Genomic DNA, 11,913 nt, shown 5'->3' with positions numbered 1-11,913 from the left:
AACCACGACAGGCCCGGCTGAAAACCGATAAGATTGCGCAAACTTGTCAGGAAAACTCACAGGTAACATGGCCCACGACCTTCCTCCCCTGAACGCCCTGCGGGCCTTCGAGGCCACCGCCCGGTTGAATAGCGTCAGCCAGGCGGCTGAAGCGCTGCACGTTACCCATGGCGCAGTCAGCCGGCAACTCAAGGTGCTTGAGGAACACTTGGGCGTGGTGCTGTTCGTCAAGGACGGGCGCGGCATCAAACTCACAGATGCAGGTGTGCGCCTGCGTGATGCCAGCGGCGAAGCCTTCGACCGGCTGCGCAGCGTATGTGCCGAACTCAGCCGTGATGTGAGCGAGGCGCCGTTCGTGCTGGGTTGCTCGGGTAGCCTCCTGGCGCGCTGGTTCATTCCACGGTTGGGGCGACTGAAGGCCGATTTACCCGCGTTGCGCCTGCACCTCTCGGCAGGCGAAGGCGACCTCGACCCACGTCGGCCGGGGCTGGATGCGCTGTTGGTGTATGCCGAACCGCCGTGGCCGGCGGACATGCAGGTACACATGCTGGCCGAGGAGCGCATCGGGCCAGTGCTCAGTCCGCACTATTCCGGTTTCGAGCGCTTGCAGGGTGCGCCTGCCAGCGCCCTGCTCGACGAAGCCCTGCTTCACACCACCTCGCGCCCGCAGGCTTGGCCGACCTGGGCGGCGGAACAAGGGCTGAACCCGGCGGCACTGCATCATGGGCAGGCCTTCGAGCATTTGTATTACCTGCTGGAAGCAGCGGTGGCAGGTCTGGGCGTTGCGATTGCACCGCAGCCGCTGGTCGCCGATGACCTGCGAGCCGGGCGCCTGTGTGCGCCTTGGGGCTTTTCCCCCACCTCCGCAGTGCTGGCGTTGTGGGTGCCCCGGCGCGCCGCGGACGGGCGCGCCGAGCAGTTGGCGCAGTGGCTACGTGCCGAACTGGCCAGCCAAGGCGCTTAGTTGCGCTTGCACAGCAGGTAGGCCGCCAGCAGGCCCAGTGCGCCGACGGCGACGCCGGCAGTGGTGTAGGGGTGCTGCTGGGCATAATCACGGGTAGCAATGCCGGTCTGGCGGGTACGTTGCTTCACTTCTTCGTAGGCGTCGCTCAGCAGGCTACGGGAATGACGAAGGGCGCTTTCGGCGCTGCTGCGGATGGCCTTGACCGACTTCTGGGACTCTTCCGAAGCGTCATGCTTGAGGCTTTCCAGGCTCTTCAGCAGGCTTTCGATCTCGGCTTCCATGCTTTCCAGGGACGCTTTACGCAGCGAATTGCGGTGCATGTTGACTCTCCTTCGCGTTGTGGGCTGTAGAGGTTGCGACTGCCAAGCGAAGCGAAAGTGCGATCGAACTTTCCATATTCGTGGCGGCTCGCAGGTAAACCCTGCCTGCGCTGCTAGGCTCAATCACACTGATATCCAAGGAGAGCGCTCATGACCGACCATCACACGTACAAGAAGATCGAGCTGGTAGGGTCTTCGACCACCAGCATCGAAGAGGCGATCAACAATGCCCTCGCTGAAGCCGGCAAGAGCATCAAGCACCTTGAGTGGTTCGAGGTGGTCGACACCCGTGGCCATATCCGCGACAACAAGGCGGCGCACTTCCAGGTCACGCTGAAGGTCGGCTTCCGTATCGCCAACAGCTGAAATGTTACCGGGCTGGATGAGTCCGGCAGGATGGGATATTCAAGAAGCGGGCGCCTCGGCAGGCGCCCTTTCTGATCGCGTCTGCACAAGGAAAGTAATTGATGAACAAAATGATTCTGGCGCTGGGCCTGATGAGCCTGGCCGGTGGTGCGTTGGCAGCAGGCAAGCCCTGCGAGGAGCTGCAGGCGGAGATTGCCGCCAAGCTGGATGCCAAGGGTGTTCAGGGCTACACCCTGGAGGTCGTGAAAAAGGGCGAACCGGCGGGCAAGGTGATTGGTAGCTGCGAGGCCGGCACCAAGGAGATCGTGTACCGCCGTGGCTGATGGCATGGCGTCATCGCCGGCCAGACAGGCGTTGACTGTGGCGCTGTCCGTGTAGACGCGGCCTTGTGTCGCGAAGGGCCGCGCCTACAGCTGACCGCGCCGGGTCTGCCGGCGCTGAAGGTCACTCGGCCCTGAGGGCCTGCGCCAGCAGTTCATAGGACCGCACCCGGTCGGCATGCTCATACAGGTCACAGGTAAAGATCAGCTCGTCCGCTCCGGTCTGCTCCAGCAGCACTTCCACCTTGGCCCGCACTTTCTGCGGGCTACCAATCATTGCCAGGCCAAGGAAGCTGCCCACCGCATCCCGCTCATGCGGTAGCCACAGGCCATCCATGCTTGCCACCGGCGGCTTCTGCATCAGGCTTTGCCCGCGTATCAGCGCCAGGATGCGCTGATACACCGACGTGGCCAGGTATTCGGCCTTTTCATCGGTTTCAGCCACGACCATGGGAATGCCCAGCATCACGTACGGCTTGGCCAGCGTGGTCGAGGGCTTGAAGTGATTGCGGTACACGCGGATCGCCTCGTGCATGTAACGCGGTGCGAAGTGCGAGGCGAAGGCGTAGGGCATGCCGCGCGTGCCGGCCAACTGGGCACTGAACAGGCTGGAGCCAAGCAGCCACATTGGGACATCGGTATCGTGACCTGGCACCGCGATGACTTTCTGATCATCGGTACGCGGGCCGAGATAACGCGACAGCTCCTCGACGTCGTCCGGGAAGTCGTCCGGGCCGCCAGCACGGTCGCGGCGCAGGGCATAGGCGGTCATCTGGTCGGAACCCGGTGCACGGCCCAGACCCAGGTCGATGCGCCCCGGGTACAGGCTGGCCAGGGTGCCGAACTGTTCGGCGATCACCAGCGGTGCATGGTTCGGCAGCATGACCCCGCCGGAGCCCACGCGAATGCTCGAAGTACCGCCGGCCAGGTAGCCGATCAGTACTGAAGTAGCCGAGCTGGCGATGCCGTCCATGTTGTGGTGCTCGGCCACCCAGAAGCGGTGGTAGCCAAAGCGTTCGACGTGTTGTGCCAGGTCCAGCGAGTTGCGTAGCGACTGCGCCGGGCCGGCGTCGGCGCGCACCGGCACCAGGTCGAGGGTGGATATTTTCAGGTCATTCAGCTGGGTCATGGAGCCTCCGCGGAAGTGGTTGGCCAGAGGCCTTTTTGGTTCTGTATGGGCGCATTCGTTGGATTCAATGCCTGCGGTCAGATTGCGCTGAACTTGCCTGGCGCGACAGGCCTCTGAACCGTAGACGTATGTAACCCAGTGACCAGGAGGTAGCATGAAAAAGACAGCATCGGCGATCTGGCAAGGTGGCCTGAAGGACGGCAAAGGCCTGCTTTCCACGGAAAGCGGGGCGCTCAAGCAGAACCCCTATGGCTTCAATACCCGTTTCGAAGGGGTGCCCGGCACCAACCCCGAGGAGCTGATCGGTGCAGCACATGCTGGCTGTTTCTCGATGGCGCTGTCGATGATGCTGGGTGAAGCGGGGCTGACCGCCGAGCGGATCGACACGGCTGCCGAGGTGACACTCGACAAGCAGCCTGATGGCTTTGCCATTACTGCCGTACACCTGGTGTTGCGGGCAAAGGTGCCCGGGGCAAGCGAGGCACAGTTCCTGGATATCGCCAACAAGGCCAAGGCCGGCTGCCCGGTGTCCAAGGTGCTGAACGCCAGGATCAGCCTGGATGCGGCACTGGTGGTTTGAAGCGGTGCAATGTGGGCAGTTTGCTGTAGGCTAGACAGCGTCGGCAGCATTGCTGCCCCTTTCAGGAGCCGTTTCATGATACGCGTAGCAATCGCCGTGTTGGCTTCCCTGGTCGCCGCCTCTGCGTTGGCGGCGGTAAAGCCGTGCGAGGAGCTCAAGGCCGAGATCGAGGCCAAGATACAGGCCCAGGGGGTTGCCTCCTACACCTTGGAGATCGTGCCCAACAGCGAGGTCAAGGACCCGAACATGGTGGTCGGGTCCTGCGATGGCGGGACCAGGAAGATCATCTACCAGAAGAATGATCAGTAGCTCCGGAACCTGGGTGCGCTGCAGCCCCGGATTCAGGGGATGCAGAACACTTCGCTGGGCTTGTTGACCACCACCTTGCGATTGCCGTCATACAGCAGCACCTGCGGCTCCATCACAGGTGCCCTTGCCTCCAGGCGATAGCGTTCACCGGCCTTGAAGTCGTCGAAGCGCACGGTCAGGTAGCAGGTGCGGTCTCTGGGGTCGGTAGTGAGGCCGCCGGAGTAGATCTCGTAATCGAAGCGCACGACCAGTTCGTGCTTGCCGGGTGTTACCTGGAAGTAACGGCCATCATCCAGACGCTTGCCGTCCAGGCGGTCGGCCATGATTACCCTGCCTGGAGTCATGGTGTAGAGGTCGACCCAGGCCTGCTTGGGATCGACGGGTGGCAAGGGGCTGGCGCAGGCCCCCAGGGTACTGAGAGCGATCAGCATCATCGGCTGGCGCATGGCAAGACTCCCGCTTGCGATTCACAAGGTACAAGCATAGCGCCATTTGTGCGTATCAGCTGTGCTGGCAGCCCGCAGGCAAGCCCTGCCCGACCAACCTTTGCTGATGATCATAGAGCTTGATCCAGGGACGGAAACCGATGCTGCCCGCCTGCAGCTGGTAACGCTGGCCAGCGCTGAAGTCCTTGAAGGTCAGCTTGACCTGGCAGTCTCGCCACAGCGGCTCGTCGACCGGGCCGATATTGCTGGGGGTGACCGGGAACTGGTAGCGCACGGTCAACTCGTGGCTGCCGGGCGGCACTTCGAAATAACGGCTGTCGGCCCAGTCTCGTTCATCGACTTGCAGTGCATGCAGCGAGGTATTGTCGTAGGGGGTGAGGTCTATCCAGGCCTGGTTCGGGTCTGGGTCCGGCAAGGTCGAGCAGGCGGATATCAGCAACAGTGAGCCGGCGACCAACAGTACGCGCATGGCGAAACTCCCCCTTGGCGAGATAGTCTTGAAGTGAAACGGCCTAGAGCGAGTCTGACGTAACGGATGCTTCGATTTTTTCTTGTTCAGCGCTCGGGCCCTGGGGCACTCGACCGCATTTTCACCCGTTTGGTTCCCGCGCTTGCCGTGCTCCTGCTGAACGGTTGCGCCAGTACGGCCTATTACGGGCAGTTGGCCGAAGGCCAGTGGCAACTGCTGCGCGCTCGTCAGTCGGTGGAGCACGTAGTGGCCGATCCTGCTACCCCGCCGCAATTGCGTGAGCGCCTGACGCATGCTGAACAGGCGCGTGCGTTTGCCAGCCAGCAGCTGAGACTGCCGGATAATCGCAGCTACCGGGTCTATGTGGAACTCGGTCGGCCCTACGTGGTGTGGAATGTGTTCGCCACGCCCGAGCTTTCGTTGCAGCCGGTCACGCACTGCTTCCCGATCGCAGGTTGCGTGGCGTATCGCGGCTATTACCAGCTCGGTGCCGCGCGTGGAGCGGCGGCGTTGATGCGCCAGGACGGCATGGATGTGTACGTGAGTGGCGTGGAAGCCTACTCGACCCTGGGCTGGTTCGATGACCCGATCCTGTCGTCGATGGTGGGCTGGGGGGATGAGCGCCTGGCCACGCTGATTTTCCATGAACTGGCGCACCAGCGCTTCTATGTGCAGGACGACACCGAGTTCAACGAATCATTCGCCTCCTTCGTAGAGCAGGAAGGTACGCGGCAATGGCGCATGGCGCGTGGGCTTGCAGCGGTTGATCGGGCCCAGGGGCAGCAGCGCGACCAGTTCACCCGGCTCGTGCTGGCCAGCCGCGAGCGATTGCAGGCCATTTATGCCGGGCCGATGGATGATGCGCACAAGCGAGTGGCCAAGCAGGCTGAGTTCGCGCGGCTAAGGCGCGAGTATCGGCTGCTGCGTGATGGCCCGTGGGGCGGTGACACGCGTTACGACGCCTGGATATATGGGCCGATGAACAATGCCAAGTTGTTGCCGTTCGGGTTGTATGACCAGTGGGTGCCAGCGTTTGCGGCACTGTTCCGCGAGATGGATGGGGACTGGGCGCGGTTTTACGAGCGGGTGGAGCATTTGGGACGGCTGCCGATCGAAACGCGGAAAGAGGCGTTGCGGCGGTTGCTGGTTAACCGATGAGACCAGGGAGCCGCAACGCGGCCCCATGGCCATCAAGCGTTGAGGAATGCCTGATGCATTTCGGCCAAGGTTGCAAAGTGATAGGCCGGCTCCTCCGCCATCAACTCCTCCTGGCTGCCAAACCCATACCCCACCGCTACCGCTTGCAAGCCGTTGCTGCGTGCACCGATCAGGTCATGCTTGCGGTCACCGATCATCAGCGTCTGCGCAGGATCCAGCCTTTCTTCGTCCAGCAGATGGCGAATCAGCTCGACCTTGTTGGTGCGCGTACCATCCAGCTCACTGCCGTAGATCACTTTGAAATGGTGGTCGAAGGCGAAGTGGCGGGCGATTTCACGGGCGAATTCCCAAGGCTTGGAGGTGGCGATATACAGTGTGCGACCTTGGCTGTTCAGGGCAGCGAGCAGTTCCGGAACACCTTCGAACACCAGGTTTTCGTACAGGCCGGTGACGCGGAAGCGCTCCCGGTAGAAGTTCACCGCCTCCCAGGCCTTGGCCTCGTCGAAGCTGTAGAACTGCATGAACGCCTGCAGCAAGGGCGGGCCGATGAAGTGCTCGAGGCGGGCCAGGTCCGGCTCGTCGATGCCCAGCTTGGCCAGGGCGTACTGGATCGAGCGGGTGATGCCCTGGCGGGGGTCGGTCAGGGTACCGTCGAGGTCGAAGAGGATGTTCTGCTGGTGCATTTACATAGGTTCCACTTGAGTGCTGCAAAGCCTTCTTCGCGGGCTCGCCCGCGAAGCGGTCATTCAGGTTGATCGTAGCCTTCGGCCAGATGCTGGTCCTTGAGCTTCACATAGTTGCTGGCGCTGTAGGCAAAGAACGCATGCTCCTTGTCGCTCAGCAGCCGGACCTGTTTCACCGGGCTGCCCATGTACAGGTAGCCACTGACCAGGCGCTTGCCCGGCGGTACCAGGCTGCCGGCGCCAATGATCACTTCGTCCTCGACGATGGCGCCGTCCATGATGGTGCTGCCCATGCCGACCAGGATGCGGTTGCCCAGGGTGCAGCCATGCAACATGACCTTGTGACCGACGGTCACCTCGTCGCCGATTATCAGTGGGAAACCGTCAGGGTTGAACGGACTGGCGTGGGTGATGTGCAGGACACTGCCGTCCTGCACGCTGGTACGTGCGCCGATGCGGATACGGTGCATGTCGCCGCGCACCACGGTCAGCGGCCACACCGAGCTGTCTTCGCCGATCTCCACGTCGCCCAGCACTACCGCCGAACGGTCGACGAAGACCCGTGGTCCAACTTTCGGAGTGTGTTGCTGGAAGCTTCGGATGGCCATGATAGCGTCTCTCATCTGTGCCGATAGGCAGGCTGCCTGCTGCGGTCGGCGTCGATTGTAATTAAGATGGGGCAGTGTTTCTTCTGCCAAGGTATCCAAACCGTGAGTGCGAACAACCCGCTTCTGCAGTCCTACGATCTGCCGCCCTTCTCGCAAATCCGTGCCGAACACGTGTTGCCGGCGATCGAAGCGATCCTGGCCGACAACCGTAAAGCCATTGCCGAGATCCTCGAAAAGCAAGGCAAGAACCCCACCTGGGCTGGCCTGGTGCTGGCCATGGACGAACTGAACGACCGCCTGGGGGCCGCCTGGAGCCCGGTCAGCCACCTCAATGCGGTGTGCAACAGCCCGGAGCTGCGCGAGGCTTATGAGTCGTGCCTGCCGGCGCTCAGCGCCTACTCTACCGAACTCGGGCAGAACCGTGCGCTGTTCGAAGCCTACCAGGCGCTGATCGACAGCCCGGAAGCCAGCGGCTTCGACGCGGCGCAAAAGACTATCCTCGAGCATGCCCTGCGTGACTTCCGCCTGTCGGGTATCGACCTGCCGGCGGACAAGCAGCAGCGTTACGCCGAAGTACAGAGCAAGCTCAGCGAGCTGGGCAGCCGCTTCTCCAACCAGTTGCTCGACGCCACCCAGGCCTGGACCAAGCACGTGACCGACGAAGCCGCACTCGCCGGCCTGACCGACTCGGCCAAGGCGCAGATGGCGGCGGCAGCCCAGGCCAAGGGGCTCGACGGCTGGCTGATCACCCTGGAGTTCCCCAGCTACTACGCGGTGATGACCTACGCCGACGACCGCGCCCTGCGCGAAGAGCTGTATGCCGCGTACTGCACCCGTGCCTCGGATCAGGGGCCGAATGCCGGTCAGTTCGACAACGGCCCGGTGATGCAGGAAATCCTCGCCCTGCGCCAGGAGCTGGCCGAACTGCTGGGCTACAAGAACTATGCCGAACTGAGCCTGGCCACCAAGATGGCCGAGTCCAGCGACCAGGTGCTGGGCTTCCTGCGCGACCTGGCCAAGCGTTCCAAGCCGTTCGCCGCAGAGGACCTGGCGCAGCTCAAGGCCTATGCCGCCGGGCAGGGTTGCCCGGAACTGGCCAGCTGGGACGCCGGTTATTTCGGCGAAAAACTACGCGAGCAGCGCTACAGCGTGTCGCAGGAAGCCTTGCGCGCCTACTTCCCGATCGACAAGGTCCTGGGCGGCCTGTTCAGCATCGTGCAGCGTCTGTACGGCATTGAAATCGTTGAGCTCAAGGGTTTCGACAGCTGGCACCCGGACGTGCGTCTGTTCGAGATCAAGGAAAACGGCCAGCACGTCGGCCGCTTCTTCTTCGACCTGTACGCGCGCGCCAACAAGCGCGGCGGTGCCTGGATGGACGGCGCGCGTGACCGCCGTCGCACCGCCGATGGCCGGTTGCAGAGCCCGGTGGCCAACCTGGTCTGCAACTTCACTCCGGCAGCCCCTGGCAAGCCGGCCTTGCTGACCCACGACGAAGTGACCACACTGTTCCACGAATTCGGGCACGGCCTGCATCACCTGCTGACCCGTATCGAGCATGCCGGTGTTTCCGGCATCAACGGTGTGGCCTGGGACGCTGTCGAGCTGCCCAGCCAGTTCATGGAAAACTGGTGCTGGGAGCCTGAAGGCCTGGCGCTGATCTCCGGCCACTTCGAAACCGGCGCGCCGCTGCCGCAAGACCTGCTGGACAAGATGCTGGCGGCGAAGAACTTCCAGTCGGGCATGATGATGGTGCGTCAGCTGGAGTTCTCGCTGTTCGACTTCGAACTGCACGCCAGCCATGGTGATGGCCGCAGTGTGCTGCAGGTGCTCGAGGGCGTACGCGATGAGGTCTCGGTGATGCGCCCACCAGCTTACAACCGCTTCCCCAATAGCTTTGCGCACATCTTCGCGGGCGGCTATGCGGCCGGTTACTACAGTTACAAGTGGGCCGAAGTGCTGTCGGCCGATGCCTTCTCGCGCTTCGAGGAAGAGGGCGTGCTGAATGCCGAGACCGGTCGCGCCTTCCGCGAGGCGATTCTGGCTCGTGGCGGTTCGCGTGAGCCGATGGTGCTGTTCGTCGACTTCCGTGGCCGTGAACCCTCCATAGATGCCTTGCTGCGCCACAGTGGCCTGAGCGAGGACGCTGCAGCATGAGCGAGGTAGCCGTGACCAAGACCAAGAAGCGCTTCATTGCCGGGGCGGTGTGCCCGGCATGCAGCGAGACCGACAAGCTGATGATGTGGAACGAAGACGGCGTACCGCACCGCGAGTGCGTCGCTTGCGGTTTTACCGACACCCTCAACGAGCAGGGCCTGTCGGTACCGAAGGAGCTCGGTACGCGGGTCAACCAGCTGGCACCGAAAGCGGCGCCAGCCAAGGTTCAGACCGTGCAGTTTTTCCCTAACCCGAAGCTGAAGAAACCGGCTGAATAACGCCTTCGTGCCGCCCGGGCGCAATGCCCGGGTGGTAGATAGTCAGGCCACCTGTGGTGCACCGGCCATGCAAGCTCCCCTGCTCTTCTCTACGAGCAAGGCGTTGCACCATGGACAACCCGCTTCTGCAAAATAGCAACATCCCCGTCGATTACCCGGCGATTACGCTGGAAAACATGCAAATTGCCTTCGACCATGTGCTGCTGGCGCACCGGCAGGGCATCGAACACATCATCCGCAACCAGCAGGCATTGCCAACCTGGGATGACATGGTGTTGGCGGTGGATGGGCTGGATGCCCAGCTTTTGGCAGTGTTGTATGCGGCGTCGCCACTGGTGGGCCGGGATGACGTCTGGGCCGCTGCCATTGTCGACTTTTTCGCCAAGGCCACCGAGCGGTTCGAGCAGAAATTCACCAACTCCGTACTGCAGGCCTTGTATGAGCGCTTGGCCAATAGCGACATCGGCAAGCAGCTGGATGCCCAGAAACGCGCCACGCTGCGCTGGCATCTGGACAAGTTCGCCTCCAGCGGTGCCTCGCTCGACCCCGCAGGCAAGTTACGCCTGGCCGAACTCCTGAAACAGATCGGCGCGGCGAGCGAGGCGTTTCGCAGCAATATTAACCGGCCAGGGCTGAGCATCACGGATGAATCCGAACTGAGTGGCGTACCTCAGCGCATCCGTGACGAGCTGGCTACAAGGGCGCAAGAGGCGGGTGAACCCGGTTGGTTGATTGCCTGCGAAAGCGTGACCACCGACGCTGTGCTCAAACATGCCGATAACCGGCAGCTGCGTGAGCGTGTGTACCGGGCATACAACACCCGGGGCGTCGGCCCTGGCCAACAGCAGGACAATCGCTCTCACCTGGAACAACTGGCGAGGCTGCGCGAAGAAAAGGCCCACCTGCTCGGCTTTGCCAGCCATCTGCAGCAGAGCCTGCAGGTAAAGAGCGGGGGATCGGTTGCTCAGGTGCGCGGCTTTCTTCATGACCTGGCCGACCAGGTACGGCCGGCCATGCTGCGGTGGCGCGTCGACATGCAGCGCCAAGCCACAGCCCAGGGGCTGGGCAATGTCCAACCCTGGGACATCGCCTACCTGCAGGCCTCGTCAAGCACGGCGCTTTCCACCGAAGCACTGCGCGAATACTTCCCGCTGAATGCTGTGGTCAGTGCGTTACGGCAGTTGATGGAGAAGCTGTTTGGCGTGATGTTGCAGGCCAGGCCACTGCCCACCTGGGATGACAGCGTGCAAGCGTTCGAGGTTTGGCAGGACAATGCCTTGATCGGCTTCCTGTACCTGGACGCCGTGCAGCATGTCGGCAAGCAGCCTGATTCGGTATTCACCACCTATGTACGTAACCGCCGGGTCGATGCCGAAGGCATCTACCAGGCGGCCTCGGTGGTGGTCTACTGCGACGTGCCAGCAGCGTTGCCGGGTAGCCAGCCGTTGCTCGACCACCTGTCGCTGCGCAAGCTGTTCCATGAGTTTGGCCACGCCCTGCACCATTTGTTGGTGCGCACGACCAATCATGTGATGTCCAACGTTACCGAACTTGGTACCGATGGCGTGGAACTGGTCGGCAAGTTGTTCGAGCGCTGGGTCTGGGACGCGGATTACCTGGTGGCGATCTCGGCGCACCAGCTGGATGGCAGCCCGCTTGACCGTGCACGCGTCGGTGAATGTCTGGATCGCATGCGGCAGCTAGGCGTGGAGGAGATTGCACGAGATCTGAGCCTGGCCTTGTTCGACTTCGACCTGCATGCCACCCCGAACGATGGCAGGACGCTTGAGCAACGCCTGGGGGAGGCCCGCGAACGGTGTGGTTACTGGCCGCTGGCCGACTTCGAGCACCCGGCGCATGCTTTCGACCACCTGGTGGATGGCTACGATGCAGGTTATTACGCGTACCTGTGGTCGGATGTCCATGCCTTCGACCTGTTCACCCGCTTTGAAGCGGCAGGGCTGCTGGACCGCGCGACTGGCCGTGAACTGCAGGAGGCGTTGTTTGCTCCCGGGGCATCGCGGCCGCTGCGCGAAGGTATCGAAGCATTCCTGGGCCGAGCGGCAAGCCATGTGCCGTACCTGCGCTGGCATGGCCTGGGCTGAAGGTTCGCTGACCAGAGGTGCTGG

15 protein-coding genes are annotated in these 11,913 nt (G+C 62.6%); 9 read left to right on the top strand and 6 right to left on the bottom strand.

Going from position 1 to position 11,913, the window contains the following annotated elements; all coding sequences use genetic code 11:
* Positions 1-67 precede the first annotated feature (67 nt).
* Positions 68-964: a LysR family transcriptional regulator gene (locus tag ACVWZT_RS08575; protein ID WP_296235131.1), complete on the top strand. Its 897-nt coding sequence runs from the start codon at positions 68-70 to the stop codon at positions 962-964.
* On the opposite strand, the gene ACVWZT_RS08570 is transcribed toward ACVWZT_RS08575, so the two are convergent.
* Positions 961-1,284: a DUF883 family protein gene (locus tag ACVWZT_RS08570; RefSeq protein WP_296235130.1), complete on the bottom strand. Its 324-nt coding sequence runs from the start codon at positions 1,282-1,284 to the stop codon at positions 961-963. The two genes, ACVWZT_RS08575 and ACVWZT_RS08570, sit on opposite strands and share 4 nt — an antisense overlap.
* Before the next feature lie 150 nt (positions 1,285-1,434).
* Between ACVWZT_RS08570 and ACVWZT_RS08565 the strand changes: the two genes are divergently transcribed.
* Positions 1,435-1,650, top strand: coding sequence for a dodecin (locus ACVWZT_RS08565; RefSeq protein WP_170027603.1), 216 nt, complete (start codon positions 1,435-1,437; stop codon positions 1,648-1,650).
* A 101-nt stretch (positions 1,651-1,751) separates the two neighbouring features.
* Entirely contained in the window at positions 1,752-1,973 is a 222-nt protein-coding gene (locus ACVWZT_RS08560) for a DUF1161 domain-containing protein (protein ID WP_457468940.1), read from the top strand.
* Between the two features lie 121 nt (positions 1,974-2,094).
* Here ACVWZT_RS08560 and ACVWZT_RS08555 read toward each other — a convergent pair whose 3' ends face one another.
* The gene (locus ACVWZT_RS08555) at positions 2,095-3,099 is read right to left on the bottom strand and encodes an LLM class flavin-dependent oxidoreductase (protein WP_296235128.1); all 1,005 of its coding nucleotides are present in this window, start codon (positions 3,097-3,099) and stop codon (positions 2,095-2,097) included.
* Positions 3,100-3,253: 154 nt separating this feature from the next.
* Here ACVWZT_RS08555 and ACVWZT_RS08550 point away from each other — a divergent pair, with 154 nt between their 5' ends.
* Both ACVWZT_RS08550 and ACVWZT_RS08545 read left to right on the top strand, forming a co-directional pair.
* Positions 3,254-3,679 carry an OsmC family protein gene (locus ACVWZT_RS08550; RefSeq protein WP_296235127.1) on the top strand — a complete coding sequence of 142 codons (426 nt, stop codon included), beginning with the start codon at positions 3,254-3,256 and terminating at the stop codon, positions 3,677-3,679.
* A 75-nt stretch (positions 3,680-3,754) separates the two neighbouring features.
* Entirely contained in the window at positions 3,755-3,988 is a 234-nt protein-coding gene (locus ACVWZT_RS08545; RefSeq protein WP_457468939.1) for a DUF1161 domain-containing protein, read from the top strand.
* 32 nt (positions 3,989-4,020) lie between these two features.
* Here ACVWZT_RS08545 and ACVWZT_RS08540 read toward each other — a convergent pair whose 3' ends face one another.
* Together ACVWZT_RS08540 and ACVWZT_RS08535 are read right to left on the bottom strand one after the other, a co-directional pair.
* Complete coding sequence (locus ACVWZT_RS08540) at positions 4,021-4,434, bottom strand: PA0061/PA0062 family lipoprotein (RefSeq protein ID WP_296235125.1); 414 nt, start codon at positions 4,432-4,434, stop codon at positions 4,021-4,023.
* A gap of 55 nt (positions 4,435-4,489) precedes the next feature.
* Positions 4,490-4,903, bottom strand: a complete 414-nt coding sequence (locus ACVWZT_RS08535) for a PA0061/PA0062 family lipoprotein (RefSeq protein WP_457468937.1) — start codon at positions 4,901-4,903, stop codon at positions 4,490-4,492.
* Positions 4,904-4,969: 66 nt separating this feature from the next.
* Here ACVWZT_RS08535 and ACVWZT_RS08530 point away from each other — a divergent pair, with 66 nt between their 5' ends.
* The gene (locus ACVWZT_RS08530; RefSeq protein ID WP_457468936.1) at positions 4,970-6,061 is read left to right on the top strand and encodes an aminopeptidase; all 1,092 of its coding nucleotides are present in this window, start codon (positions 4,970-4,972) and stop codon (positions 6,059-6,061) included.
* A 32-nt stretch (positions 6,062-6,093) separates the two neighbouring features.
* Here the strand turns inward: ACVWZT_RS08530 and ACVWZT_RS08525 are convergent, their stop codons facing one another.
* Positions 6,094-6,744, bottom strand: a complete 651-nt coding sequence (locus ACVWZT_RS08525) for an HAD family hydrolase (protein ID WP_296235122.1) — start codon at positions 6,742-6,744, stop codon at positions 6,094-6,096.
* A 59-nt stretch (positions 6,745-6,803) separates the two neighbouring features.
* Positions 6,804-7,352, bottom strand: coding sequence for a gamma carbonic anhydrase family protein (locus ACVWZT_RS08520; protein ID WP_296235121.1), 549 nt, complete (start codon positions 7,350-7,352; stop codon positions 6,804-6,806).
* Positions 7,353-7,454: 102 nt separating this feature from the next.
* On the opposite strand from ACVWZT_RS08520, the gene prlC reads away from it, so the two are divergent.
* From prlC to ACVWZT_RS08505, 3 genes are all read left to right on the top strand, one after another.
* On the top strand, positions 7,455-9,506 hold the full coding sequence (prlC, locus tag ACVWZT_RS08515; protein WP_296235120.1) for an oligopeptidase A: 2,052 nt from the start codon (positions 7,455-7,457) through the stop codon (positions 9,504-9,506).
* Positions 9,503-9,784, top strand: coding sequence for a YheV family putative zinc ribbon protein (locus ACVWZT_RS08510; RefSeq protein WP_296235119.1), 282 nt, complete (start codon positions 9,503-9,505; stop codon positions 9,782-9,784). The genes prlC and ACVWZT_RS08510 overlap by 4 nt, the downstream gene beginning before the upstream one ends.
* 110 nt (positions 9,785-9,894) lie before the next feature.
* Positions 9,895-11,889, top strand: a complete 1,995-nt coding sequence (locus ACVWZT_RS08505; protein WP_457468934.1) for a M3 family metallopeptidase — start codon at positions 9,895-9,897, stop codon at positions 11,887-11,889.
* Positions 11,890-11,913 lie beyond the last annotated feature (24 nt).

Source organism: Pseudomonas sp. TE21394 (genome assembly GCF_054057835.1).
This window is presented reverse-complemented; position numbering and strand designations above follow the sequence as displayed.

Coding starts and splice junctions, on each gene's coding strand:
- ACVWZT_RS08575 (WP_296235131.1), top strand. CDS start 68: ATGGCCCACGACCTTCCTCCCCTGAACGCCCTGCGGGCCTTCGAGGCC.
- ACVWZT_RS08570 (WP_296235130.1), bottom strand. CDS start 1,284: ATGCACCGCAATTCGCTGCGTAAAGCGTCCCTGGAAAGCATGGAAGCC.
- ACVWZT_RS08565 (WP_170027603.1), top strand. CDS start 1,435: ATGACCGACCATCACACGTACAAGAAGATCGAGCTGGTAGGGTCTTCG.
- ACVWZT_RS08560 (WP_457468940.1), top strand. CDS start 1,752: ATGAACAAAATGATTCTGGCGCTGGGCCTGATGAGCCTGGCCGGTGGT.
- ACVWZT_RS08555 (WP_296235128.1), bottom strand. CDS start 3,099: ATGACCCAGCTGAATGACCTGAAAATATCCACCCTCGACCTGGTGCCG.
- ACVWZT_RS08550 (WP_296235127.1), top strand. CDS start 3,254: ATGAAAAAGACAGCATCGGCGATCTGGCAAGGTGGCCTGAAGGACGGC.
- ACVWZT_RS08545 (WP_457468939.1), top strand. CDS start 3,755: ATGATACGCGTAGCAATCGCCGTGTTGGCTTCCCTGGTCGCCGCCTCT.
- ACVWZT_RS08540 (WP_296235125.1), bottom strand. CDS start 4,434: ATGCGCCAGCCGATGATGCTGATCGCTCTCAGTACCCTGGGGGCCTGC.
- ACVWZT_RS08535 (WP_457468937.1), bottom strand. CDS start 4,903: ATGCGCGTACTGTTGGTCGCCGGCTCACTGTTGCTGATATCCGCCTGC.
- ACVWZT_RS08530 (WP_457468936.1), top strand. CDS start 4,970: ATGCTTCGATTTTTTCTTGTTCAGCGCTCGGGCCCTGGGGCACTCGAC.
- ACVWZT_RS08525 (WP_296235122.1), bottom strand. CDS start 6,744: ATGCACCAGCAGAACATCCTCTTCGACCTCGACGGTACCCTGACCGAC.
- ACVWZT_RS08520 (WP_296235121.1), bottom strand. CDS start 7,352: ATGGCCATCCGAAGCTTCCAGCAACACACTCCGAAAGTTGGACCACGG.
- ACVWZT_RS08510 (WP_296235119.1), top strand. CDS start 9,503: ATGAGCGAGGTAGCCGTGACCAAGACCAAGAAGCGCTTCATTGCCGGG.
- ACVWZT_RS08505 (WP_457468934.1), top strand. CDS start 9,895: ATGGACAACCCGCTTCTGCAAAATAGCAACATCCCCGTCGATTACCCG.